The sequence below is a fragment of the Deinococcus aetherius genome, assembly GCF_025997855.1.
Lineage (GTDB): Bacteria > Deinococcota > Deinococci > Deinococcales > Deinococcaceae > Deinococcus > Deinococcus aetherius.
Window position 1 is genome coordinate 298,727 of the sequence record NZ_AP026561.1, and the last position, 24,967, is coordinate 323,693.

A 24,967-nucleotide genomic window follows, 5' to 3' on the forward strand; every position below is an offset into this window, starting at 1 on the left:
CTCGTCACGTGACGAGCAACCTGTTTTCCCCTGCTCCCCCCCTCGTTGAGAGGACGGCCGACGTGTGGGCTACCGCCCGCCGAAGCCGTGCTCGCGCAGCCGCACCACGTAGTCCGCGAGCGCCTCCAAGTCCGCGTCGCTGATCTCGGAGGCGTCGAAGGCGGGCATGGCGCCCAGCCCGGCGCGCACCTGGGCGCGGATGGCGAGGTGGGGCAGGGGCTTGTTGTTGAGGGCCGGGCCCAGCCCCTCGGCGCCGCCGGGGTGGCACTGCTGGCAGTTCGCCATGTACACGACCCGCCCGCGCGCCTCCTGGGGGCTGAGCCCGGTGAGTTCCCCGACGAGGGGCGCGTCCCGCCGCTGGGGGAGGCAGGCGGTCAGCAGGGGGGCGAGCAGGAGGAGGGGAAGGAGCCGTCTCACCGCGCCCCCTCCCGGGTGATGCGCCACAGGACGCCCGTGTTGGGCTGCGGGATCTGGCCCTTCTTCGTCGTGGTCATCACCCCGAAGTCCACCACGTACAGGGCGTCGCCCGCCGGGGTGAAGCGCACGTCCACCGGGCGCTCGAAGCCGCCGCCCCCGAGTCTGGAGGCCGGGCCGTTCTCGGGACCCCGGTTCACCGCGAAGTCCTCCACCCGCCCGGTCGCCACATCCACCCGCACCACCTTGTAGCCCACCGGGCCGAGGACCTTGCCGACCCCCGGCGCGAGGTCCCCGAACTGGGCGACGAACGCCTCGCCCGCGTACCCGAAGGCGCCGCGCCCGAAGTCGATCCCGTTCGAGGAGGAGTGCACGCCCAGCAGGGCGGCGGGTTTCGGCGGGGTGCCCGGTGCCCGCGCCAGAACCTGTCCGGGCGGCGGCTTGCCGGGCCCGGTGAAGTGGTCGGCGTCGCTCAGGGGCCGCCCCGCGTGGAAGTCGGGCCAGCCGTACCACGTCCCCGGCGTGACCTTCCACAGCGGGTCCCCGGCCCCGTACACCGGGCGGCTGCCGCGCTCGTCGTAGCTGTTGTCCGCGACGTAGAGAGCGCCGTCCGGCGCGAAGGCGAGGCCGAAGGGGTTGCGGAAGCCCCAGGCGACGAGTTCGAGCGGCCCGCCCCGTTCGGGCACCCGCATCACCGCGCCCCCGCAGGGCAGCGCGCCGCGCACGACCTGCCCGGGTTGCGAGGGAGTGCCGAAGGGCAGGAACGCGCCCGTCGTCACCCGGTCGGCTTGCGGGGTGAGGGGATTTTCCGACTCGAAGTTGCGCCCCGCGAGGGTCACGTCCGCGCAGGGGGTGTCGTGGAACTCGGGGTGACGCCTGAGCCAGCCGTAATCCGCGTTGTCCGGCCCGACGACGGCGCTGTTCGTGGCGGTGCCCTGCCCGAAGTACACGTAGCCGTCGCGGCCCACGACCGGGCGATTGGTGTGGTGGTCCCCGAAGCTCGGCAGGTTCTCCACCAGGGGCGTGACCCGCCCGTCCGGGGTGATCTTCACGATCCGCCCCCCGCCGACCTCGCCCCCCTCGCCGACGTAGAAGGTGCCGTTCGCGTAGTCCAGGCCGTTCCAGGGCGGGCTCTCGCCCCGCGCGACCTCGGTGCGCTGGCCGTTCGCCTCGACCCGCAGGAGCCGGGGAACCGAGAAGACCTCCCCGTAGGAGTACCCGGCCTCCAGCACGTGGGGGCGCCCCGAGTCGTCGAAGGCGACGGCGGTGGGGAAGTTGAGCCCGGTGGCGACGGCCTCCACCCGGTACCCGGCGGGAACGGCCACGTCGGCGGGCCGCACGAGGCGGGCGGCGGGAGGAGCGATCTGCCCCCCGCCCTTCGAGGGGAGCAGGCTGTAGCAGGAGGTCAGCAGCAGGCCGGTGAGCAGGGCGGCGGCGAGGGAACGTCCGGGGGAGCGCGCGGTCTTCAAGGTCCGCCTCCTGATGGGAAAACAGCTTCGGGTCAGGCTTCCATCGTAGGAGGTGGGGCGTGCCCGCCACCGCAGCCCCTTTGACACTTTCTTCAGGTTCCCCGGAATCCACGGTCGGGCCCACGGCGGCGCACTTGCCCTCCGCCCCCGCCGGGCGCCGCCTATGCTGGGGTATGCCGCGCCTTTCCCTGCGAGCCCTCCTGCTCCTGACGGCCTGCCTGGGGGCCAGTGCCCGGGCGGACGTGACGGTCGCGCCCACCCCGCTGTACGCCTCCCCGGCGCTGGGCGGCGCCCCGGTCCTCACGCTGCCCTCCGGGAAGCCCGTGACCGTCCTGCGCACCTCGGAGGGGGAGCGCCCGGTCGTGACCATCCCCTACGGCGAACGGGTGCTCTACGGCCGCGCCGGGAACGTGAAGTCCACTCCCGAGTCCGTGCGGCTGAGCGGCCCGCAGTGGTATGTGCCGCCCCAGCCGAGCGCCCGCCCGGTGACGCTCTTCCTCAACCGGGAGTCGAACGCCCCCTCGGGTCAGGGGACAGATTGGGAGGTGCGCGTGCTGCCGCTCGCCCCGGCGACCCCCGGCGAGGTGAGTCTGCGGACCACGGGCGGCGCCCTGCGCACCGTGCGTGTGAGGCTCGCGGGGGACCGGGCCGCCGTCCCGCTGGAGCGCCTGAGCCCCGGGCGCTACCTCGTGACCGCCTCACGCGCTGACGCGCCCGCCTCGGTCCTCGACGCCGAGGTGCTGGAGGTCACCGACCTCGCCCTGACGGCGCTGACCACCCCGGCGGGCGTGTGGGTATGGGCGGCCCGGCTCGACGACGGCAGGGTGCTCCCCGGCGTGCGGCTGCGGGCGGTCGCCTCCCTCCTGAATGACGAGGGCCGGACCGTGTCGTCGCGGCCCCTGCCCCCTGTCACGACGGACTCCCGGGGTCTCGCGTTCCTGCCCCACCGGGACCGGGAGCGGCTCGCCGTGTACGGGGACGCGGCGCCCGGCGGCGTGACCCAGCGGGCCGTGCTGGGGGCGGGGGAGTTCGGGCTGTGGACGGGCGACGAGACGCGGGCGCGGGCCCTGATCCAGACCGACAAGCCGGTGTACCGTCCCGGCGAGACCCTGCGTGGGCTGGCGGTGGCCTACAGGCTCGGGCCCGGGACGCGGGTGCCGTACCGGGGCCCCGTCACCGTGCGGCTGGTAGATGACGGCTACCCGGCCCTGACCCTCGCGCGGCGGTCGGCCACCGCCGACGCGAACGGCCTGGTGGGGTTCGAGTTCCCCCTCCCCGAGGACGTGCGGGTGGGCGAGTACCGGGTGGAGGTCGAAGTGCCCGGCCCCTCCACGCCGGGCAACCCTGCCCCCGCGCCCGACATCGCCAGCCTGCCCGTGCGGGTGCAGGCCTTCGTCAAGCCGCAGTTTACCCTCGATCTCGGCGGCCCGGCGGAGGTCGTGAGCGGCGAGCCCCTGCCGGTGAACGCCCGAGCCGAGCTGTACGCGGGGGGCGGAGCGACTGTGCGGGCGGACGCCTACCTCGGCGGCGGCTACGAGCGCGGGACGCTCTGGCCGGGGGCGGTGGACACCGGGAACCCGTACGAACGTTTCGGGCTGGAGACCGAATCGTGGGACTACTGGCGCTCCTCGCCCAGCCTTGACCCCGGGCAGAAGCCCGCCGCCCGGCTCGACATCGCCTCGGGGAAGGGGCAGACCACCCTGCGCCCCACCGCGACCGGTGGCGTGCCCCGTGTCTACACGGTCGTCGTCCGCGCCCGCGACGAGTACGGGCGGGACGTGCTCGCCTCGCGCGAAGTCACCGTCCACCCTGCCGGGCTGAAGTTCGAGCTGCCCGGCTTCCCGAACCAGACGGGCGAGGAGGTGCGGGCCCGCGTCCTCGTCCGGCAGGTCGGCAAGGGCGCGCCGCTGGCAGGCCGCCCCGTGGCCGTCACAGTGGTCCGCGCCTACAGCGAGGCCGTGCAGGTGGGCGGGCGCACCGAGTCCCGCGACCGCGAGGAGGTCGTCTCGCGGCGGGAGGAGCGCAGCGGGGCCGGGGGGGCGCTCGACCTCGCCTTCCGGGTGGGGAAGCCGGGGGCCTACCTCGTCCGCCTGTCGGCGCGGGACGCGGCGGGCCGCCCGGTGCGCGCGACTTTCCAGGCCGCCTTCGTGCCCGAGCCCGCGCGAATCGAGCAGGGTCGCACGCTCGGCCTGAGTGCCGACCGCACCCGCTACGCGGTGGGCGACACCGCCCGCCTCACCCTGCGCACCAACCTCCCGACCGGCACGCCCGTCCTCCTGAGCGCGAACGCCGAGGGCCGCGTGACCCCGCGCCTCGTGCGGGTGACGGGGCCCGAGATGCGCCTGGAGTGGAAGGTCACCCCCGACCTCGCGCCCGGCCTCACCTTCTCGGCAGCGGCGGTCTTCGGGGCGGACTCGCTCAGATCGGGCACGGACCTCCTGTACGTGCCCCGCACCGACCGGCAGCTCGACGTGACGGTCACCTCCGGGAAGGCCACCCTGCGGCCCGGGGAGGAGACCACCCTGACCGTGAGCACCCGGCAGGGAGGCCGCCCGGTCCCCGCCCTCGTCACGCTCGCCGTGGTGAACGAGGCCGTCTATGCGCTCGCGGGCGACCCCAGCCCCGACCCCTGGCGCCTGCTGTGGGGGGCGAGCTACCCCGACGTGCAGGTGTACTCGACCGCCGGGGCGCCCGCCGACGGGGGCGGCGGGGGCGGGGGCGGGGCCGAGGGCGGCGTGCCGAGGCAGGACCTGCGCGAGGTGGCCCTCTTCCGCACGGTGACCACCGGGCAAGACGGCACCGCCCGCGTCCGGGTCCGCCTCCCCGAGGCGCTGGGGCCGTACCGGGTGAGCGCCCGCGCCCTGACCCGGGGGGGCGGTGCCGGGGAAACCCGGGGGGAGGTGCGCGCCGAACTGCCCTTCGCCCTGCGGCTCGCCCGCCCCCGCGTCCTGACTCAGGGGGACACGGGCCGCGCCGCCGTGAGCGTCCTCGACCGCACCGGGCCGGGAGGGGCCGCCGGGCAGGGCAACGTCACCCTGGGCCTGGGGGTCGGCGGGAAGGAAACCACTCGGGTCCTGCCCCTGAAGGCCGGGGCCGCGACCGCGCTCCTCCCGCTCACCGCGCCGGGGACAGGCCGCAACGTCCTGCTCGACGCCTGGGCACAGCGGGGCACGAACCGTGACGCGCTGCGCGAGACCCTCCCCCTGCGCGAGGCGGGGCCGCGCACCCTCCTCACCCGGAGCGGGGCGCAGGCGGGACCGGGCACCCAGACCGACCCCCTGACTCGGCCCGGCGGCGCGGCGGTCGAGAGCCTGGTCGTGGACCTCGCCGCCACGCCGCTGCAAGCCGCCCTGACCGGACTCGACGCCTGGCTCGCCGACCCGGAGGAACGCTGGGTCACGACCGACGGGGTGGCGGCCCGATTGGGAGCCAACCTCGACCTCGCGGCGATGGGCACCCGGTTGGGCTGGCCCGACGTCGCCGGGCGGGCGCTGGGGCAGGCCCGGCGCGACCTCGCCTCCCTGCTCGCCCTGCGGGGCCAGGAGGGGTGGGGCTGGACCGCCGGGAGCGCCCCCACCGCCGAGATGACCGCACGGGCCCTGGGCGCCCTGACCCAGGCGAAGGGGGTGGGCCTGACGGACGCGGCGACCCTGACGGTGGCCGCCGACGACGCCCGCCGCCTGCTGGCGAAGGCGGGCACGGGCGAACCGGACCGCGTGCTCCTCGCCGCCACGCTCGCCCGGGCCGGAGACCCCACCGCCGCCTTCCGCCTCGCCCGGTCGGGTGGCCCCGCCGACCCTGCGGACGCCGCGCAGCTTGCCGCCGTCCTCGCCCCGGTCGCCCCCGACCTCGCCCGGCCCCTTTACACGCGGGCACGGCGCGGGGCGCGGACGACCACGACGGGCACCCTGGTCCTCGGTGACGCCGGGGGCTGGAGGGGCGACACCGAACCCACCGCCCTGCTGCTGGAGGCGGCGGCGGCGCTGGGACAGCGGGCGGACATCCCGCCCCTGACGGGGGCGCTCCTCGACCGCAAGACCGGCGCCGCCTGGCCCGGCCCGCTCGCTACCGGGGCGGCCCTGCGCGCCCTGCGCCGCGTGGTGGAGGGGGAGACGGCGGGGCAGCGGCCGGGCGAGGTCACCCTGCGGGTGGGGCCCTGGGAAAAAACCGTGCGGGTGGGCGCCCCCCTCCGCGTTGTGGTGCCCCCGGAGGCGGTGAAAGCAGGAGGGGCGCTGACCCTCCAGGGGGACGGCCCCTTCGCCTTCCGCAGGGAACTGCGGGTCCGCGCGGGAGGCACGGCGCCCGCCGCCCCCAGCCTCGTCCACGTCGAGCGGCAGTACGACCGCACGCGGGTGGAGCGCGACGGGGTGGTCACGGTGACGCTGACCGTGCGCGCCGACGTGGGGACGCGGCACCTGCGCGTCACCGATCCCCTCCCCGGCGGCCTGGAGGCGGTGGACGACCGGCCCTTCGCGTATCCGGGCTCGGTCAACCCGCCGCGCTCGGGCACCGTGGCCTGGGCCGAGCGGTCCCTCTACGACGACCGGGCGGTCTTCTACCTGGAACGGGTCGCGCCGGGCGTCACCACCATCCGCTACCAGTTGCGCGCCCTCGCCCCGGGCCGCTACACCGCCCCGGCCCCCCGGGTGGACTTCGCCGGTGGCGGCGTGCCCGCCGTCGGGAGCGCGGAGGCGGTGGAGGTGCTGGAGTAGGGCTCAGGACGCGGGCGACTCCTGGGCCCCGCCCGACTGCTCCTCCCCCGCGAAGGCGGCGTCGAAGGCCACGTTCGAGCCCGGGAAGTCGAGCCGCCGCAGGAAGGCTGCGCTCTCGGTCGCCCCGTGTACCCGGTCCATGCGCGAGTCCTCCCACTCGACGCTCAGCGGCCCCGCGTAGCCGATGTCGTTCAGCGCGACGATAACTGCCTCGAAATTGATGTCCCCGCGTCCCATCGAGCGGAAGTCCCAGTAGCGGCGGTGGTCGCCGAAACTCGTGTGCCCGCCGAAGACGCCCACCTCGCCCGTTCCGTGGCCCCACCACACGTCCTTCATGTGCGCGTGGAAGATGCGGCCTCCGAAAGTGTGCAGGAAGCGGACGTAATCCACGTGCTGATACCCCAGGTGGCTGGGGTCGAAGTTGAAGCCGAAGCGGGGGTGATTCCGCACGGCCTCCAGCGCCCTGTGCGCCGTGGCGATGTCGAACGCGATCTCGGTGGGGTGGACCTCCAGCGCGAAGTTGACCCCCTCCGCGTCGAAGGCGTCGAGGATCGGCGTCCAGCGGGCCGCGAAGTCCGCGAAGCCCCGGTCCCAGAACGCCTGGTCGGTGGGCGGGAAGGCGTACAGGCTGTGCCAGATCGACGAGCCCGTGAAGCCGTTCACCACGCCGACGCCGAACCTGCGCGCGGCCCGGCCCGTGTCGATGATCTCCTGTGCCGCCCGCCGCCGCACCCCCTCCGGGTCGCCGCCCTGCCAGACGTGGGCGGGGAGGATGGAGCGGTGCCGCTCGTCGATGGGGTCGCACACCGCCTGCCCGACGAGGTGGTTGCTGATCGCCACGCATTGCAGGCCGTGTTGCTCAAGTAGGGCGCGTTTCTGCTGCACGTAGCCGTCGTCCCTCAGCGCCGCCTGAACGTCGAAGTGGTCGCCCCAGCAGGCGAGTTCCAGGCCGTCGTAGCCCATCTGCTTCGCCAGCGGCGCGAGTTCTTTGATTGGGAGGTCGGCCCACTGGCCGGTAAACAAGGTCACGAGTCTGGGCATGGGGTCTCCAGGGGAGGGGCCGCCCGCAGCCGGGGGCTGGACGGGCGGCGCGGGAAGGGCGTGTGGGTTGTGTGGGTCGGATGCCCGGGGGACAGCTTAAGCCCCCGGCGCCCCCGATGGCGTGCCCCTGAACCATGCGGGCTGGGCCGCAAGTGCCTCGGGCCGCTCCGCGTAGCTGCCCGGCGCCAGCGTGCGCTCCTGCTCGGCAGCCTCCAGGATCGTGTGCATCACGTCGAGGACGTGGAAGGCGAGGTCGCCGCTCGCCCGGTGGGGGGTGCCGTGCGCGATGGCGTCGAGCATGTCCGCCAGCCCGATGCCCCGGGCATTGCTGTGGAAGGGGCGGGTGAGTTCCACCGTCTCCCACTCCTCGGCCCCCCGGCGGCGCAGTCTCAGCGGGCCCCCGAAGGTGTTCGGGTCGGGGAGGCTCAGGGTCCCCTCCGTCCCGTAAACCTCGATGCGCGGCAGCTCGCTCGCGGGCGTGTCGAAGCTGGCGATGAAGGTGGCCGCCTGCCCGCCCCCGAAGCCGAGTTGCGCGGTGACGTGGGTGGGGGTGTTCACCCCTATCTTCTCCCCCTGCCGCGCCCCGCTGCCCACCACGCGCTCCTCGAACGCTTTCACGGCGCTGCCGCCCACCCGCGTCACGGCGCCGAGCATGTTGATCAGGGCGGTGAGGTAGTACGGCCCCATGTCGAAGAGCGGCCCCGCCCCCGGCTGGTAGAAGAAGTCCGGGCTGGGATGCCAGGACTCCGGCCCGCTCCCCATGAAAAAGGCCGTGGCGGCGACCGGGCGCCCGATGGCCCCGGCGTCGAGGAGTTCCCGCCCGGTCTGGAGCCCCGCGCCCAAAAAGGTGTCCGGCGCGCAGCCCACCCGCAGGCCGCGTTCTTCCGCCTCGCGCAGGATGGCCCGCCCGTCCTCGCGCTCCACCGCCAGCGGCTTCTCGCTGTAGACGTGCTTCCCGGCGCGCAGGGCTCCCAGGCTCACCTCCGCGTGCGCGGCGGGCGGCGTGAGGTTCACGACGGCCACGATCTCGGGGTCGGCGAGGAGTTCTTCTCGCGTCATCGCCCGCGTGCCGTGCTCGGTGGCCTGCGCCTGCGCGCGTCCCGGGTCTATATCGGTGACCGCCTTCACCTCGAAGAGTTCGAGTTCGCGGGCGATCTTGAGGTAGGCGGCGCTGATGTTGCCGGTCCCGACGATGCCGATCTTGTGGGTCATGGGTCTTCCTTTTGGTGGGGGAGAGGAGAGGGGCTTACCCCTCCCAGCTTGAGAGGCCCTCTTCGACAAGTCGGCGCGCACTCTGCTCGACGTCGGCGAACACGTCCCCGGCGCTGCGGTCCATCTCCAGCACATGCCACTTCGCGGAGGGGGCGGCGAGGATGGCGGCGCGGTAGTCCACCACGCCCCCGCCGAGCGGCACCTGATCCGCCTCGGGGGTCGCCGGGCCGTCCTTGACGTGGAGGGCGAGCGTCCGGTCGCCGAGGCGCTGCAGCAGCTCGGCCGGGTCCTGCCCCGCCGTGCGCGCCCAGTAGATATCGACCTCGGTGAAGACCTGGGGATCGAGCAGGCCCAGGAGGGTGTCGTAGGCGGCCTGCCCGTTTTCCAGCGTGTCCCACTCCCACCAGTGGTTGTGGTAGCCGAGCCGGATGCCCCGAGCCGAGGCATTCCGCGCGGCCTCGTTCATCGCCCCCGCGAACCGCCGGGTGCCGTCCAGCGTCGAGAGGGCGTCGCGCTCGAAGCCGTGGACCTCGCCGGGCCAGGAGACGACGGCGAGTTTGGCCCCGATAAGATCAAGTTCGTCGAGGATGGCGTCCGCCTGCGGCCCGTACGGCGCGGCGGCGTGGACGGACGAGAGCCCCAGGCCGTGGTCGCCGAGGTCGCGGCGCAGGGTGGTCGCCGTCGCCATCCGCGCGGCGGGGGTCTGCCGACTGCTGCCGATGCCGAAGGGCTCGACGTACCTGAAGCCGATCCCGGCAACCCGCGCGACCGTGGCGGTGGGGTCGGCCTGCTGAGCGTCGCGGAAGGTGTACATCTGCACCGAGAGGGTGCCTCGCGGGGTGGTCTGTGAGTCGGTCATGCGGAAACCTCCGGGGAGTGGGGTCGAAAGACGTTGTGGGGGGAGGAGGTCAGCGGGCGGCGGTCGGGGCCACCTCCCCACGCGCGGCGAGCAGGCGGGCGACGTGCCCGCTCACCCGGTAGGCGAGCGCCAGGATGGTCAGGACCGGGTTGACCCCCCCGTTCGTGACGTGGAGCGAGCCGTCGACGACGTGCAGGTTGTCGTGCCCCCAGACCTGCCCCCAGGCGTTCGTCACGGAGGTCGCCGGGTCGCTGCCCATCCGGCACGTCCCCGCCTGGTGCTGCCCGGCGCTGGGCCCCTCGGGCGGCGCGAGGACGAGAGGGACGACCGTGGTGGCGCCGCTCGCCCTCATCCACTCGGCGGCCCGCTCCGAGACGAACCGCGCCGTCCTGTGGTCCTCGGGGTGGAGGCCACCGCTCAGCCGGGCGACGGGCATCCCGAAGCGGTCGCGCACCTGGGGATCGAGAGTGACGCGCGACTCGGGGTTGGGAACCTCCTGCACCGGGCCGAACACCAGCGCGAGGCGGGAATAGAGCGCACGCATGCCCTGCTTGCTCGCCAGTCCCCACGCCGGGAGGGCCGACAGCGACGAGAACATCGTGTAGACCCACAGCGGCATGGGCACGAAGTCGTTGGCGAGCATCGCCCCGCCCAGGATGCCCGTGTTGCCGTGGCGGTGGTCGTTCGTGGAGAGGCTCGGCCCCGGCCCCACGCAGTCCTGCACCGGCTCGTCGAACACGGCGAACGCCCCCGCGTACACGTGCCCCTGGAGGTTGCGCCCGACCTGACCGTGATTGTTGCCCAGGCCGTTCGGCTCCCGCGCGGAGGGACTGTTCAACAGCAGGCGGGCCGTCTCGATGGCCCCGGCCCCCAGCAGCACCCCATCGGCGGTGACGGTGCGGCGCAGAACTTCCCCGTTCACCTCGGTCACGAGCGCGACGCCCGTCACCCGGCCCCCCTCGTCCGTGACCACCCGTTCGGCCTGCACCCCCACCAGCACGTCGCAGCGCCCGGTGGCGACGGCGCGCGGGATGACGGAGTTGCGCGTGTCCGTCTTGAACTCCCCCGGGCACCCGAAGCCCACGCAGGCCCCGCAGTGCAGGCAGGCGCCGCGCCCGCTGAACGGCACCGAGTTGATGAGCAGAGGAACCGGGGAGGTCCGCAGGCCCAGCGTCTCGGCACCCTGTCGCAACACTCCCACGCTGCCGTTGGGAGGGAGCGGCGGCATCGGGTAGCCGCGCCTCCGGGGCCCGGCGTGGACGTTGCCCGTGGGGTCGCCCGACACGCCCAGCTCCCACTCGGCGCGGTCGTAGTCCGGTTCCAGGTCCTCGTACGTGAGGGGCCAGTCGGCGAGGGAACTGCCCTCGGGCACCCCGTACGTCGAGGCCATCTTGAAGTCCTCGGGGCACAACCGCCACGCCTGCGCCCCGTAGACGCGGGTGCCGCCGCCCACCGTCATCGCGTTGTTGTTCCAGCGCGGGTCGCCGGGAAAGACCGTCACGTCCCCGGCCGCCCCCGCGAATACCCGGGGGTTGCCCTCGGCGGGCGGCCCGGCGGGTTGGTCGTACCCCAGGGCGAGGCGTTGGCTGCGGAGGTGGTCGGGCCGCAGGTCGCCCGAGGCCAGCCAGGGGCCGCGCTCGACGAGCAGGACGCGGTGCCCCGCCTCGGCGAGGACGCAGGCCGCCACGCCCCCGCCCGCCCCCGAGCCGACGACGACGGCGTCGTAGTGGTCGCGCGCCGCGTGCCAGTCGGTGACGGGTGCGGGTGTTCTCTCCCGCTCCGGCCACTCGACGCCCTCCGGCAGGACGCGGTAGCCGACCATGTGCCACGCCACCCCGTCCCGGTTGCCGCCGTTGTCCGGGTCGCCGTAGAAGCCCTGCATCGTCAGCCGGACGAGGGTCTGGAGAAAGGCGCCGGGAGGGGTGTCGCCCCACTCCGCCGCCGTCCTCCCGGCCAGCAGGTCCGTGATCAGGGCGTCCTGCGCCTCGCCGCCCAGGTTGGGAAAGGGAAGGGCGTGCCGCGCCCGTGCCTCCTCCTCCAGCCGTTCCAGCCCGGCCAGGAGGGAGGGAAGGCGGCCCCGCAGGTCCCGCTCGAAGATGCCGTGCAGGAAGTCGCCGACCCCCGCTTCCCAGCCGGAGGGAAAGTCGTCGGCGGGGATGACGCGGTCCACCAGGGCCCGCAGGGTCGGGTGTGCTCGAAGGTCGTTCATCTCGCTCGCTCCCGGGGCGGGTCCAGGACGATGGGGACGGGTGGAACCCTCACCTGCCCCGTCGTCCCGGCAGGCCTCAGCCCACCGCCTCGCTCCACTCCCCGGTCAGGGTAAGCGGCAACCTGACGGGCAGGTCCGTGCTGCTCGTCCCGACCAGGACCTCGAACTGCCCCGCGTCGGCCACCCAGGCGTCCCGCGCGTCGTCGAAGTAGGCGAGCGAGCGCATGTCGAGGGGCAGCGTGACCTCTCCGGTCTCGCCGGGCTCCAGGGTCACCTTGCCGAACGCCCTCAGTTCTTTACCGGGCCGCTCCAGCGTCGTCTCCACGTCGCGCACGTAGACCTGCACGACCTGCTGCCCCACCCGCTCGCCCGTGTTCCGCACCCGGACCAGGACGCTCACCTCGCCGCCCGGCTCGACCTGACCCGCGCTCAGCCGCGCGTCACTCAACTCGAACGAGGTGTAGCTCAGCCCGTGGCCGAAGGGGAAGAGGGGTGTGGTCCCCGCACGGTCCACATGGCGGTAACCGATGAACAGCCCCTCGCGGTACTCGACGTGCCCGTTCTCGCCGGGATACTGAATGTCCGGGGTCCCGGGGTGGGTGGGATCGTCCTCCAGACGCGCGGGGAAGGTCTGCGGCAACCTCCCGCCGGGGTCGGCCTGCCCCAGCAGCACGTCGGCGAAGGCGTGCCCGGCCTCCTGCCCGGGGAACCAGCCCTGCAGCAGGGCGGGCACCTGATCCAGCCACGGCATCAGGACCGGTCCGCCCGTCTGGAGGAGGACGACGGTGCGCGGATTGGCGGCCGCGACCGCCCGCACGAGGTCGTCCTGACCCCCGGGCAATTCCAGGCCCCAGCGGTCCACCCCTTCCGTCTCCCACTCCCCGTTGGTGCCGACGCAGACGACGGCGTAGTCTGCCCCGGCGGCGAGACGGGCCGCGTCCTGGGCGGCGGTGGGGGAGAGGGGAGCCCGGAAGCCCAGCCGCACCGCGCTGAAGGCGGCGACGGTGTTCTCCACGGGCTGGGGCGTCAGCTCGACGACGGCCCGGTGCTCCCCGGCCGTCAGGAAGCGGGCCGCGCGCACCTCACGGCTGCCGAAGCCGAAGTAGGTGTCGCCCGGCTGCCAGTTCGTCCAGTTGTCGATGACCTCCTCCCCGTCCAGCGTCAGGCGGCTGCGCCCCGCGCTGAACAAGCCCAGCTCGTACTCGCCGTCCGCCGGAATGCTGAGGGTCAGGCTCAGGCGGGCCCGGAAACTCGACGGGTTCACGCCCTCGGGGAAGGCGAACCACATCACCTCGCTGCCCTGCCGCTCCTCCGTCGCCAGCACCTCGTCACTGTCCGGGGCGAAATACTCGACCCGCACGGGCACCGCCAGCGCGGGCAGGAAGCGGTCGTTGTCGCAGCCGGTAGCAAAGGTGACGTTCTCCTCACCCAGCGCCGCGCGCAGGCCCTCCAGCGGCGAGGTCCGGCGGTGGGCGTTCATCTGCGCGCTGCCGCCGCCCATCACCTGCCCGGTCGCCGCGTTCGGCCCGATCACCGCCACCTTGGCGCCTGTCGGGAGGGGGAGCAGGCCGCCCTCGTTCTTGAGCAGCACCGTCCCCTCCGCTCCCGCGCGGCGGATCAGGGCGCGGGTGTCCGGGTACTCCTCGTCGCGCTCGGCCTCGTCGCGCACGTCACGGGGCTGGTCGAAGGTGCCGGTGCGCTCGATCAGGCGCAGGACGTTGCGGGCGGCCTCGCGCACCGCCTGCCGGGTGGCCTCGTCGTTCCGCGCCTCCTCCAGCAGGCCAGCGCGGGCCTTGGCGGGGCCGGGCATCTCCAGGTCGAGCCCGGCGCGCACGCTCTCTCCGGCCGAGTGGGTGCCGCCCCAGTCGCTCATCACCAGCCCGGTAAAGCCCCACTCGCCGCGCAGGATGCCGTTCACGAGGCGCGGGTTCTCACTGCAATACGTGCCGTCCAGCTTGTTGTACCCGGTCATGATCGCCCAGGCGCCGCCCTGCCTGACCGTCATCTCGAAGGGCAGCAGGTACAGTTCACGCAGCGCCCGCTCGGGAATGTCCGAACTGATCGTGTTGCGCTGGTACTCCGACTCGTTGCCGACGTAGTGCTTGACGGTGGCGGCCACGCCCCCCGACTGGAGGCCCTGCACGTAGGCCGTGCCCAGGCGGCCCGTCAGGTACGGGTCTTCCGAGTAGCTCTCGAAGTTGCGCCCGTTCAGCGTGGAGCGGAAGAGGTTCATGGTGGGGGCGAGAAGGACGCCCGCCCCCTTGTCCTGGGCCTCGCGGGCGAGGTGAACGCCGACCTCGCGCAGCAACTCGGTGTTCCAGGTGCTGCCGAGGGCGATGCCGACGGGGAAGGCCGCCGTCTGCTTGCCGCCGACGAGGGCCCCGCCGCCGCGCGCCCCGGCAGGACCGTCGGTGACCTTGAGGGAGGGGATGTTCAGGCGCGGAATGGGGACGGTGCGCCAGAAGTCGGCTCCGGCCAGCAGCGAGACCTGTTCCTCCAGGGTCATCTGGTCGAGCAGGGCGTCAATGGAGGTGAGTCGCGTGTCGGCCTTCGTCATGGTGGAACCTCGGGGGAAAAGGAAGCGCAGAGGGTGGGGCGGGAAGAGAGGGCGCCGCGAAGTCCCTTACCGGCCCGCGCGTGCTGGCCGGAGGTTCCGCCGTCACGCCAGGTTCTCGGCGTGGGGGTGGAGGGGCGGCTGGGCGGCCAGCGCCGGGTCGTGCAGGATGCAGCGGGCCTGATGCCCCGGCCCCACGTCGTACATCTTCGGCAGCCCCTCCCGGCACACCGGCCGCGCGTGCGGGCACCTCGGCTCGAAGGGGCAGCCCGGCGGCAGGTTCGTCAGGTCCGGCACCTCACCGCGCGCCTCGATGTGCTCGGGGTTCAGCCCCGCCTCGGGCTTCGGTGCCGCCGACTTGAGCAGCCTCGTGTAAGGCATCTGCGGCGCGTCGATCACCCGGTCCGCCGGGCCGATCTCCACGATGTAGCCCGTGTACATCACGGCGATCCGGTCGGACATGTACCGCGCCCCCGCTAGGTCGTGCGTGATGAACAGCATCGCCAGCCCCTCCTGATCCCTCAGGTCCAGGAGCAGGTTCATGATGTCGAGGCGGATCGACACGTCCAGCGCGCTCGTCGGCTCGTCCGCCAGGATCAGTTCGGGCCGGGCGGCAAGGGCGCGGGCGATCACCACGCGCTGCCTTTGCCCACCGGACAGCTCGTGCGGCTTCTTCGCCGCCCACGCCGCGCCGGGGGCGAGACCCACCCGTTCCAGCAGGGCGTTCACCTGCTCGTGGACGTTCTGCCGGTTGGCGACCCCGTGGATCAGCAGCGGGCGCGAGAGGATGTAACCCAGGGTGTTCAGCCCGTTGAGGCTGCCGTAGGGGTCCTGGAAGATCATCTGCACGTGCTTGCGGAACTTGCGCAGCCGCCCGCCCGACATGTGCCTGGGCACCTCCTGCCCGGCCAGCCGCATCGTGCCGCTCGTGGGTTCGTGGAGCCGGGCGATCAACCGGGCGATGGTGCTCTTGCCGGACCCCGACTCGCCCACCAGCCCCAGCACCTCGCCCCGCGCGATCATCAGGGTGACGTTGTTGACGGCGGTGACGGACTTGCCCGCCCGGCCCACCTTGAAGACCTTGGTGAGCCCTTCGAGTTCCAGGGCGTTCGGGGTGCCGAGAACCGCGTCCTGCATCAGGGGGTCAGTCGCTGGCGAGAGGTGCACGCGATTCCTCCTCCTTCACGGCCATCGAGTGCAGGAAGCAGGCCACGCGGTGCCCCCCCTCCACCTCCACGCTGGCGGGCTTCTTCATGTCGCACAGACCTGGCATCCGCGACGGGCAGCGCTCGTAGAAGGGGCAGTAGGGAATGTCCTGCGCCAGCGACGGCGGACGGCCGGGGATGCCCTCGCGCCGCTCGCGTTCCCCGCTCAGCGGCGGGAAGGCGCTCATCAGGCGGCGGGTGTAGGGGTGCTTGGGGTTGCGGTAGATCTCGTCTGCCGGGGCTTCCTCCACCACCTCGCCCGCGTACATGATGGCGATGCGGTCGCTCATCTCCACGAGCAGCGAGAGGTCGTGCGTGATGAAGATGACCGAGATGCCGAGCCGTCTGCGAACCTCGTCGATCTCCTGCAGGATTTGCCGTTGCACCACCACATCAAGCGCGGTCGTGGGCTCGTCCATCACCACGAGCTTGGGTTCGAGGGCGAGCGCGATGGCGATGACGACCCGCTGCTTCATGCCGCCGGAAAGCTGGTGTGGGAAGGCGTCGAGGTAGCTCTCGCGGATGCCGACGAGCCGGAACAGCTCTCGGGCGCGGGCGTCGAGCTTCTTCTTGTCCTGGACCCCGTGCGCCTGCATTGCGTCGTACACCTGCTCCCGAATCTTGATGACCGGGTTGAGGATGTTCATGGACGCCTGGAAGACGAGCGAGTAGTCCTTCCAGCGCACCCGGCGCAGTTCCTCAGGACTCATCGCGAGGAGGTCCTTGCCGTCCAGCCGCGCCTCGCCGCTGAAGACCACGCCGGGCGCGTCGAGCAGCCGGGTCGCCGCGAAGGCCAGGGTGGACTTGCCGCAGCCTGACTCGCCCGCCAGCCCCAGGAACTCGCCGGGCTTCACGTCGAGCGACACGTCCCGCACGGCGCGCACCGGCCCGCGCGGGGTGAGGTACCCGGCGTTGAGATGGCGGATGGAGAGCAGGGGCTGGCCCGTCTGGGGCGCCTCCGCGACCGGCGCCGTCCCCTTCTTCCGCAGCACCTTCGTCGCCTTGCCCGCGCGGCCCACCCTGGGGTTGCTGATCTCGTCGATCCCGAAGTTCACGAGCGCGAAGGCCGTGCCCAGGAGGGCGATGCTCAGGCCCGGCGCGGCGACCCACCACCACGCGTTGTTCAGCAGCGCCTGCTTGCCCTGCGCCCAGAACAGCATCGTGCCCCACGTCGTCTGCCCCACGTCCCCGATGCCGATGAAGGAGAGGGCCGCCTCGGACAGCACGGCGTACAGCGCGGTCGAGAAGAAGTTCGCCGCGATGATGCCCGCGAGGTTGGGCAGCATCTCCCGGAAGATGATCCGCCCCGGCCCCTCCCCGGAGGCGACCGCCGCGTGGACGAAGTCGCGGTTCCTGAGCGCCAGGGCCTGCGACCGCAGGACGCGCGTGCCCCACGCCCAGCCCGTCAGCGAGATCACCAGGATGATCGGCCACACGCCCGCCCCGCGCAGGAAGGCCGAGGCGACGATCAGCAGCGGGAGTCCCGGCAGCACCAGAAAGACGTTCGCCAGGGTGTTGATCGCCTCGTCCACCCGCCCGCCGAAGTAGGCGGCGGCGAGCCCCAGCGTGGTGCCGATGGCGGTGGCAATCGCGCCTGACATCAGGCCGATCAGGAGGGTCAGCCGTGCTCCGTACAGCAGTTGCGAGAAGATGTCCTCGCCCAGGGCGGTCGTGCCGAGGGGGTGGGTGAGAGAAGGCCTCAGCCACGGGTCGAAGATGCCTGCCTTGGGGTCATACGGGGTGAGCAGCGGGGCGAAGATCGCCATCAGCAGCATGACGAGGATGATGACGAGCCCGGCGGTGGCGCGCGGCGAGCGGGTCAGGAAGCCGAGTTGCCCGGTGCGGAGCCACGCCATGCGCGGCCTACGCAGCCGAATGGTGGTCATGAGCCCTTCCCGTCGCGCACGCGCGGATCGAGGACGACGTAAAAGGCGTCCACCAGGAAGTTGGCGACGAGCACGGCGATGGCGATGAAGAGGAAGATCGCCTGCATGAGGGGGTAGTCGAGCGCCGTGACCGCGTTGTAGAGGTACAGCCCCAGCCCCGGGTACGAGAACACCGTCTCCACCAGGATCGAGCCGCCCACCACGAAGCCCAGCGCCATCCCGAAGGCCGTGAAGGAGGGCAGCAGCGCGTTGCGCAGCACGTAGCGGTTCAGGATGCGCCGCTCGGAGAGCCCCTTGGCCCTCGCAAAGGCGAGGTAATCCTCGGCCATCACGCCCATCACGTTGTTCCGCATGGTGATCAGCCACCCGCCCGCCGCCGTGATGATGATCGTCAGCGCCGGGAGGATGGCGTGCCGGATCAGCGAAGACCACCACTGCGCGGTCCCCGGCTCCAGGAAGGGATCGAGGTTGCCGCCGACCGGGAAGACGTTGCGCTTGAGGGCGAAGGTGTAGATCAGGACCAGCGCCACCCAGAAGTACGGCATGGAGTTCAGGAAGAGCGCGAGGGGCGGCAGCGCGTCCGCCACCCGGCCCCCCCGCCGCCACGCGCTGTAGAGCCCGAACGCACTCCCGATCAGGAAGGAGAGGACCGTGGTGATGCCGATCAGCCCGATGGTCCACGGCGCCGCCTGCCCGATGATCTGGGTGACGGGTGTGGGGAACTGGCTGGTGGAGACGCCGAAGTTGCCCTGGAGCAGCCTGCCCAGGTAGGCGAAGTACTCCTGAAGGGCGCTGCCCTGGTTGTTCAGGCCGTAGGCGATCTTGAGGGCCTCCACGGCGTCGGGGCTGAGCTGGCCCTGGTAGCGGGCCATCATCGCGCCCACCGGGTCGCCGGGCACGAGCCGGGGCAGGATGAAGTTGAGGGTCGCCGCCACCCAGAGGGTGAACAGCAGCAGGCCGAATTTGCGCAGCAGGTAAGGCATGGCAAGACCTCCCGGTCAGTGGGAAGTGGTCAGTGGTGAGTGGGGAAAGATGGAGCACCACTGACCACTGACCACTCACCGCTTACCTCACTTGGGCTTGACGTTGAGGAACATCAGCCGCGCGCCGACCGTGTCCGGGGCGGAGGCGTCGTTGTAGGCGTTGTCGTCGTCGGGGAAGCCGGTGAAGCGGGTGGTGTTGTACACGTTGAAGCCGACCCGGGCGGTCAGCGGCACCCAGGGCATGTCCCTCAGGACGGTCGTGACCATCGTGGAGGTGGCCTGCTTCTGGGCGGCCACGCTACTCGTCGTGCTGAAGGCGGCGATGGCCTTGGTCAGCGCCGGGTTGGTGTAGTGCGCGAGGTTGGAGGCTGCCGTCTTGCCGACGGGCGCGCTGAACTCGGGCGCGAAGGACTGGTAGTAGAGGTTGTACGGCGTGGGGCCGCTGCCCCAGCCCCAGCTCACGCCCATGTCGAAGTTCGCGGTCTGGAAGCTGCCCGAGTACGAGGAGAACACCTGCTGGTCGATGGAGGTGTTGATGCCCAGCGGCTTGAGGTTGTTGCCGATTACCTGCCCCATCGTGATGAAGTCCGTCCAGCCCGCGCCCACCAGAATCTTGAGGGTCGGGAGGGGCTTCCCGTCCTTGCCCAGGCGCTGCCCCTGCGCGTTCTTCCTGTACCCGGCGGCGGTCAGGGCCTTGTCGGCGGCGGCGGGGTCGAACCTGGGCGCCAGGCTGGCCGCCGTGGCGGGCTTCCAGGCTTTCTGCTGCGAGGGGATGATCGCGGTGGGGTCGGCGGCGGGCACCACGCCCGCGTAGGCCTTCTGCGCCACGTCCTTGGTGTTGATCGCGCTCGCAATCGCGCGGCGGAAGGCGGGGTCGTTGAAGGGCGCCTTCGTCGTGTTGAAGTACAGGGCGTTGACGTTGTTGACCGGCCACCAGTACTGGAAGTTGGGCCCCTTGGCCTGGTAGTCGGTCTTGGGGTTGGGGATGGCGATGTAGCCGTAGTCCGTCTCGCCCTTGAGCATCTTCAGCAGCGAGGCGTCGTTGCCGGTGGAGGAGTACCACGCCACGGCGTCCACGTAGGGCTGGCCCTTCATCCAGTAGTTCGGGTTCTTCAGCACCCGGATCGCCTGCTGGCTGTACGCCTCGGCGACGAAGGGGCCGGTGCCGACCGGGTTCTCGTTCGTGTAGGTCAGCGGGTCCTTGACCGTGCTCCAGACGTGCTGGGGAACGATGGGCAGGTGCGCGACGTAGTAGAAGAGCGGCGTGTTCACCTTGCTGAAGGTGATCGCCACCGTGTTCGGGTTCGTCGCCTTCACGCTGGCGACGCCGTTCTTCCAGATGCCGGTCAGGTCGAGCGCGGGGTTGGCCTTGATCAGGTTGAAGGTGTAGGCCACGTCGTTCGCGCTGAAGGCCTTGCCGTCGCTCCACTTCACGCCAGGCCGGGTGGAGATCGTCAGCGTCTTGTTGTCCGGGCTCCAGGTGTACTTCGTGCCCAGGACGGGCGTGACCTTGCCGTCGAGGGCGTTCACGTAAAAGAGCGTCTCGTGGATCGCCGAGAGGGTGGGCGGCAGATGGCTGGCCGCCGGGGTGAAGGGGTTGTAGTTCTTCGAGCCCCAGGTGGCCGTGTTGGCAATGCTGAAGGTCGTCTTGGGCTGCGCGAGCGCGGCGGTGCTCAGGGCGGCGGTGATGAGGGCGAGAAGGGTCTTCGTGCCGTGCTTCATGGGGGACCTCGGGGGCGTTCTCCGGCGCACCAGGCCGGGCGGGAGGGCGACGGAACGAACAGGGGCGTCGGCGGGCGCCGGGGTCCGGCGCGGCAGGAAGCTCAGGTGGGCCCTCGTGCTCGGCGCGGGAGGCGTGTCGCGGCACCGGGCGGCGCGGTCGAGTCGCGGACGACTAGGGTCGTGGGAAAGAGGAGATGGGGCTCGGCCGGGGGCTCACCGCGCGTGAGGGCGAGGAGCATCCGCACCGCCGCCGCGCCCATCTCCTGAAGGGGTTGCCGGACGGTGGTGAGGGCCGGGGTGGTCAGCGCGCTGGAGGTCACGTCGTCGAAGCCCACGAGGGAGAGGTCCCCCGGCACGCGGACGCCCAGCCGCTCGGCGGCCCGCAGCACCCCGAAGGCGGTGGAGTCGTTCGCGGCGAAGATCGCGGTGGGGGGCTCGGGGAGGCGCAGGAGGGCCTCGGCGGCGGCCTGACCGCCACTTTCCGAGAAGTCGCCGTCCCGCAGGTACTCGGCGGGAACGCTCACGCCCGCTTCCCCCAGCACCTCCAGGAAGCCCTGCTCGCGCGCCGCCGCCTCCTCCCGGTTGAGGGCGGTGACCGTCGCGCCCCGGATATGGGCGATCCGGCGATGCCCCAGCTCCAGCAGGTGTCGCGCGGCGAGGTGCCCCCCGTGCCGGTTGTCGCTCTGCACCCCGTAGGTGCCCATCCCACCCGCCATCACCACCGGCACCACGCCCCGGAACACCTGTGGCTCGTCGTCCGTGGGCAGGATCAGCAGCACCCCGTCCGCCAGCGTCCGCAGCAGGGCGCCGCGTTCACGCTCCAGCGCCTCGTTCCCCGAGGTGGTCAGCACCGCGAGCGTCATCCCCGCGTCCTCGGCGGCGGCACTCGCCCCCTGCATCAGCTCGGTCACGTACGGTGAGTTGTACATCGGCGCCATCACCCCGATCAGGTTCATCCGCCGCCCCGCCAGCACCCGCGCCGCCGGGTTTACCACGTACCCGCTCTGCTGGATGGCCCCCAGCACCCGCTGCCGAGTCGCCTCACTCATGCCCGGCTTCCCGTTGATGACGTTCGAGGCCGTCATCTTAGACACCCCCGCCAGCCGCGCGACATCGGCCAGGGTGGCGGGAGAGATGGAGTCGGTCGTCATGGAACTCCTTGTGGGGCGAAGCAGAACAGGGTTTACCGGTAAAGCTGCCAGGCCGGGAGGAAGCATTCAAATCCTGAAGATGTGCCGCCTTAGAACGCTCGCTTTTCTTTACCGATAAAGTACGCTTCTTCACGTCTGGTGTCAATAAGAATGGATGAATCCGCTCTCATCCTTGAGGTCGAGGGGGAAGGGGAGGCGTGAGTCGGGAAGAGCCCCTGGTTTCTTGCCCTCCCTCTTTCGGCGAGTTTTGGCTCCGGCCAGGTGCCATATCCGCCCCGTCCGCGCATGGGGGCGCTGTCCGTGAGGCTCCGTGGGAGCGGCCTGCCGGGAAGGAGGGGCCTCCCGGAACCTTCATACGGTGGGCGGTCTGACCGTCTGCCCATGACGGCTCGCCTACGGTGGGCCCTCAGGAGGTGCTATGAGCAAAGTGCTGTTCACGACCCAGGCGACCGCGCATGGTGGCCGCGCCGGTTACATCGAAACCCCCGACCACCACCTCGGCGTGAAGCTGAGCGTGCCGCAGGAGATCGGCGGGGACGGCGGCGTGGGCACGAACCCCGAACAACTCTTCGCCGCCGGGTACGCCGCGTGTTTCCAGAGCGCCATCGGCGGCGTCGCCCGGCGCGACAAGATTTCCTTCGGCTCCTCGCGCGTCACGGCGGTGGTGGGCCTCGTGCGCGACGACCTCGGGTACGCCCTCGACGTGGAACTGCGAATCGTCCTGCCCGACCTCACCCGCGAGCGGGCGCAGTACATGATCGACGAGGCCCACAAGCGTTGCCCGTACAGCCGCGCCCTGGGGGGCAACGTGGACGTGCGCCTCGTACTGGAGGACGAGGGGCTGGTGGAGGAAGGGCAGGAACAGGAACAGGCGCAGCAGGCGTAGGGAAGAGCGGGGAAGGTGTGGGCCCATCAGGGGGTTCCATGCCTCCGCTTCTGAGTGCCTAGAGTGCGGAAGTGCCGAAAAGTCAGCCCCTCTTGCGACGCGGGCATGACGGAGACAAGACCGTCGCGGTGGGAGAGGGTGTGTCCGCCCTTTCTCAGTCCGCTCAAACGGTCCTCCAGGACGCCTCGCAAATCGGGGTCCAACCGGGGAAGCGGGCGATTTGCGACGGGGTGACCTGGGGTCCACTCGAAGCCGACGCTACCGTGCGCCGCGCCGCATGACAGGGAAGTGGATTGGGCAAAGAGGCTGCGGGGGAGGCCGTCGTGTTCTCGCTCACCGCCTCGGGCGTTCCCGAACATGCCGTGGGCGGCGAGCGCGTGCCGGCGACCCTGCTCGGCGGGGGGCTGGCCCTGGCAGTCTCGCGGCTGGGCCCGGCGTGGCAGTCGCGGCAGGTGGCGGGCGCGTTACGGGCGGCGGCACAGGCCCAGGTGGAGTACCCGGGCCTGCTCGCCTCCCCGTCCCGCCGCCCCTCTCCGGGCGAACTCGACGCCTCCCGCGCCCGGGCCCGCGCGTCGCGGGTGCAGGCCGAGGGGGTGGTGCGGGCGGCAGCCCTGGAGCCCCGCTGGGACCCGGGTGCCCGCGCGGCGGCGGAGGAATCGCTCGCCCGGCTGGAGGCGAACGCGGCGGCGCTGCACGCCCAGCACGCCCAGGCCCTGCGGGCTCCCCCCGAGTCGGCCCGACGGCTCCACCCTGGAGACCGTGGACCGGGCCCTCGCCGCTGCCCGCGCTCTTGCGGCCCGCTGGGTGGGGGCAGCGGTGAGGGGCACCTCCCCGGGGAGAATCTCCCGGTGCTGACCGAAGGCTGACGGCCGGGTGACGCCGGGCTGACGTGCGGCGGGTGTGATGACGGGTGGAGGACAGCTTGAAACACTTTGCCACCCTTTTGACCCTGGCCCTCGCGGGCGCTGCCGGTGCGGCGGACGTGACGATTTACCCCTACGACGGCGCGCGGCTGCTCGCCGGTCAGCGGTTCGACCTGCGCGTGGAGGTCGCTGGACTCGGTGCGGGTGAACAGCCCCAGATCACCCTGGACGGCCGGGCGCTGACGGGAGCGCAGCAGGGTTCCAGCGGGGCGGGCAAGGCCGAACTCATCCTGCGCGATCAGAGCCTCCCCGCAGGAACACACACCCTGACCGTCCGCACCCAGGGCGGCGTGCGCAGCGCCCGCTGGACCGCCGAGGGTTACGCGCGTGGCGCCCGGTCGGCGAAGAACGTCATCCTCTTCATCGGCGACGGCATGGGGTGGAACACGCTGAACGCGGCGAAGCTCGTCGCCGCCGGGTACGACCCCCGCAACGGGTTGCCGCGCGGCACGCTCGCCATCGAGGCGGATGCGGACGGCAGCGCCACGGTGACCACCAGCTCCTACGACTCCTTCATCGTCGATTCGGCGAACTCGGCCTCCAGCCTCGCTACCGGGCAGAAGGTGCAGGTCAACGCGCTGAACGTCTACCCCGACAACACCGAAGACACCCTCGACAACCCGCGCGTCGAGACCATCACCGAGATGCTGAGGCGAACTCGCGGAAGCTCCGTCGGGATCGTGACGAACACCTTCGGCACCGACGCGACCCCCGCCGCCTGGGCCGCACACACCCGGCGCCGGGGCGACTACAGCGCCATCGCCGATCAGTTCTTCCAGGGAGCGGCCAAGCCCGACGTGCTGCTGTTCGGCGGCAGCAAGGACTTCATCCCGCAGAGCGCCCCCGGCTCGCGCCGCAAGGACAACACCGACTGGATCGCCCAGTCCCAGGGGCTCGGCTTCCAGTTCGTCTCCAACCGCGCGGAACTGCTGAAGGCGAATGGCAACAAGCTCTTCGGCCTGTTCAACATCGACAACTTCCCCAGCTACCTCGACCGCACGGTGTGGCAGCGCCCCGAGATGCTGGGTGACTTCAAGGACATGCCCTACCTCTGGGAGATGACCCAGAAGGCCGTCGAGACGCTGGAGAAAAATCCCAACGGCTTTTTCCTGATGGTCGAGGCGGGCATGATCGACAAGTACGAGCACCCGCTCGACTGGACCCGCGCCGTGTGGGACGTGCTGGAACTCGACAAGACCGTGGCCTGGGCCAAGAATTACGCGAAGACCCACGGCGACACACTGGTGGTCGTCACCGCCGACCACGCCCACTCCTTCAGCGTGTACGGCGGCTTCGACACGAGCAAGGCGGCCAGCGGCCGTGAAGCGGTCGGCATCTACGAGAAGGCGGGCTTCCCGACCTACGGCGAGGGGCGGGACCGCAACGGTCTGCCCCTGCCCGCGACCACAAACGCCCTGGCGGCGGGCTTCGCGGCCACGCCCGACTACTGCGAGACGTACCGCTCGCGCGAGGTGTTCAAGGAACCGACCGTGAAGCAGGGCGACGTGTACGTGCCCAACCCCGAGGTCTGCCAGGAGCCCGGGGCTTTCCCCCGCACCGGCACCCTGCCCAGGGGAACGAACAACGGCGTGCACTCCGCCGACCCGGTGCCCCTCTTCGCCTTCGGCCCCGGTGCCAGCCTCTTCCGCAACCAGATCGACCAGACGGAAGTGTTCTTCACCATCGCCCGGGCGCTCGGCCTGAACCCCGAGCGCGAACGGCGCTGAGCGGGCAGGGGAGG

16 protein-coding genes are annotated in these 24,967 nt (G+C 71.8%); 4 read left to right on the plus strand and 12 right to left on the minus strand.

Going from position 1 to position 24,967, the window contains the following annotated elements; genetic code table 11:
• Positions 1–69: 69 nt before the first annotated feature.
• Both DAETH_RS17580 and DAETH_RS17585 read right to left on the minus strand, forming a co-directional pair.
• On the minus strand, positions 70–417 hold the full coding sequence (locus tag DAETH_RS17580; protein WP_264778012.1) for a c-type cytochrome: 348 nt from the start codon (positions 415–417) through the stop codon (positions 70–72).
• On the minus strand, positions 414–1,883 hold the full coding sequence (locus DAETH_RS17585; RefSeq protein WP_264778013.1) for a PQQ-dependent sugar dehydrogenase: 1,470 nt from the start codon (positions 1,881–1,883) through the stop codon (positions 414–416). Before DAETH_RS17585 ends, DAETH_RS17580 begins: the two co-directional genes overlap by 4 nt.
• Positions 1,884–2,056: 173 nt before the next feature.
• Here DAETH_RS17585 and DAETH_RS17590 point away from each other — a divergent pair, with 173 nt between their 5' ends.
• Positions 2,057–6,595 (plus strand): MG2 domain-containing protein, encoded by a 4,539-nt coding sequence (locus tag DAETH_RS17590; RefSeq protein ID WP_264778014.1) that lies wholly within the window; start codon positions 2,057–2,059, stop codon positions 6,593–6,595.
• A gap of 3 nt (positions 6,596–6,598) precedes the next feature.
• On the opposite strand, the gene DAETH_RS17595 is transcribed toward DAETH_RS17590, so the two are convergent.
• From DAETH_RS17595 to DAETH_RS17640, 10 genes are all read right to left on the minus strand, one after another.
• Positions 6,599–7,636: a sugar phosphate isomerase/epimerase family protein gene (locus DAETH_RS17595; RefSeq protein ID WP_264778015.1), complete on the minus strand. Its 1,038-nt coding sequence runs from the start codon at positions 7,634–7,636 to the stop codon at positions 6,599–6,601.
• Positions 7,637–7,732: 96 nt separating this feature from the next.
• Positions 7,733–8,848 carry a Gfo/Idh/MocA family protein gene (locus DAETH_RS17600; RefSeq protein WP_264778016.1) on the minus strand — a complete coding sequence of 372 codons (1,116 nt, stop codon included), beginning with the start codon at positions 8,846–8,848 and terminating at the stop codon, positions 7,733–7,735.
• A 34-nt stretch (positions 8,849–8,882) separates the two neighbouring features.
• Positions 8,883–9,707 (minus strand): sugar phosphate isomerase/epimerase family protein, encoded by an 825-nt coding sequence (locus tag DAETH_RS17605; protein ID WP_264778017.1) that lies wholly within the window; start codon positions 9,705–9,707, stop codon positions 8,883–8,885.
• Between the two features lie 49 nt (positions 9,708–9,756).
• Positions 9,757–11,916, minus strand: a complete 2,160-nt coding sequence (locus DAETH_RS17610; protein ID WP_264778018.1) for a GMC family oxidoreductase — start codon at positions 11,914–11,916, stop codon at positions 9,757–9,759.
• Between the two features lie 76 nt (positions 11,917–11,992).
• Complete coding sequence (locus DAETH_RS17615) at positions 11,993–14,473, minus strand: glycoside hydrolase family 3 C-terminal domain-containing protein (protein WP_264778019.1); 2,481 nt, start codon at positions 14,471–14,473, stop codon at positions 11,993–11,995.
• Between the two features lie 102 nt (positions 14,474–14,575).
• Positions 14,576–15,607 (minus strand): ABC transporter ATP-binding protein, encoded by a 1,032-nt coding sequence (locus DAETH_RS17620; RefSeq protein ID WP_264778060.1) that lies wholly within the window; start codon positions 15,605–15,607, stop codon positions 14,576–14,578.
• A gap of 7 nt (positions 15,608–15,614) precedes the next feature.
• The gene (locus DAETH_RS17625) at positions 15,615–17,561 is read right to left on the minus strand and encodes a dipeptide/oligopeptide/nickel ABC transporter permease/ATP-binding protein (protein WP_264778020.1); all 1,947 of its coding nucleotides are present in this window, start codon (positions 17,559–17,561) and stop codon (positions 15,615–15,617) included.
• The gene (locus tag DAETH_RS17630; RefSeq protein WP_264778021.1) at positions 17,558–18,544 is read right to left on the minus strand and encodes an ABC transporter permease; all 987 of its coding nucleotides are present in this window, start codon (positions 18,542–18,544) and stop codon (positions 17,558–17,560) included. The genes DAETH_RS17625 and DAETH_RS17630 overlap by 4 nt, the downstream gene beginning before the upstream one ends.
• An 87-nt stretch (positions 18,545–18,631) precedes the next feature.
• Positions 18,632–20,266 (minus strand): ABC transporter substrate-binding protein, encoded by a 1,635-nt coding sequence (locus tag DAETH_RS17635; protein WP_264778022.1) that lies wholly within the window; start codon positions 20,264–20,266, stop codon positions 18,632–18,634.
• Between the two features lie 101 nt (positions 20,267–20,367).
• A complete protein-coding gene (locus tag DAETH_RS17640; protein ID WP_264778023.1) occupies positions 20,368–21,417 on the minus strand; it encodes a LacI family DNA-binding transcriptional regulator in 1,050 nt (349 codons plus the stop codon).
• Positions 21,418–21,835: 418 nt separating this feature from the next.
• Between DAETH_RS17640 and DAETH_RS17645 the strand changes: the two genes are divergently transcribed.
• From DAETH_RS17645 to DAETH_RS17655, 3 genes are all read left to right on the plus strand, one after another.
• Positions 21,836–22,303 carry an organic hydroperoxide resistance protein gene (locus tag DAETH_RS17645; RefSeq protein WP_264778024.1) on the plus strand — a complete coding sequence of 156 codons (468 nt, stop codon included), beginning with the start codon at positions 21,836–21,838 and terminating at the stop codon, positions 22,301–22,303.
• 323 nt (positions 22,304–22,626) lie between these two features.
• Positions 22,627–23,169 carry an FUSC family protein gene (locus DAETH_RS17650; protein WP_264778025.1) on the plus strand — a complete coding sequence of 181 codons (543 nt, stop codon included), beginning with the start codon at positions 22,627–22,629 and terminating at the stop codon, positions 23,167–23,169.
• 56 nt (positions 23,170–23,225) lie between these two features.
• A complete protein-coding gene (locus tag DAETH_RS17655; RefSeq protein WP_264778026.1) occupies positions 23,226–24,953 on the plus strand; it encodes an alkaline phosphatase in 1,728 nt (575 codons plus the stop codon).
• The last annotated feature ends 14 nt before the right edge of the window (positions 24,954–24,967 follow it).

Coding starts and splice junctions, on each gene's coding strand:
- DAETH_RS17590 (WP_264778014.1), top strand. CDS start 2,057: ATGCCGCGCCTTTCCCTGCGAGCCCTCCTGCTCCTGACGGCCTGCCTG.
- DAETH_RS17595 (WP_264778015.1), bottom strand. CDS start 7,636: ATGCCCAGACTCGTGACCTTGTTTACCGGCCAGTGGGCCGACCTCCCA.
- DAETH_RS17600 (WP_264778016.1), bottom strand. CDS start 8,848: ATGACCCACAAGATCGGCATCGTCGGGACCGGCAACATCAGCGCCGCC.
- DAETH_RS17605 (WP_264778017.1), bottom strand. CDS start 9,707: ATGACCGACTCACAGACCACCCCGCGAGGCACCCTCTCGGTGCAGATG.
- DAETH_RS17610 (WP_264778018.1), bottom strand. CDS start 11,916: ATGAACGACCTTCGAGCACACCCGACCCTGCGGGCCCTGGTGGACCGC.
- DAETH_RS17615 (WP_264778019.1), bottom strand. CDS start 14,473: ATGACGAAGGCCGACACGCGACTCACCTCCATTGACGCCCTGCTCGAC.
- DAETH_RS17620 (WP_264778060.1), bottom strand. CDS start 15,607: ATGCAGGACGCGGTTCTCGGCACCCCGAACGCCCTGGAACTCGAAGGG.
- DAETH_RS17625 (WP_264778020.1), bottom strand. CDS start 17,561: ATGACCACCATTCGGCTGCGTAGGCCGCGCATGGCGTGGCTCCGCACC.
- DAETH_RS17630 (WP_264778021.1), bottom strand. CDS start 18,544: ATGCCTTACCTGCTGCGCAAATTCGGCCTGCTGCTGTTCACCCTCTGG.
- DAETH_RS17635 (WP_264778022.1), bottom strand. CDS start 20,266: ATGAAGCACGGCACGAAGACCCTTCTCGCCCTCATCACCGCCGCCCTG.
- DAETH_RS17640 (WP_264778023.1), bottom strand. CDS start 21,417: ATGACGACCGACTCCATCTCTCCCGCCACCCTGGCCGATGTCGCGCGG.
- DAETH_RS17645 (WP_264778024.1), top strand. CDS start 21,836: ATGAGCAAAGTGCTGTTCACGACCCAGGCGACCGCGCATGGTGGCCGC.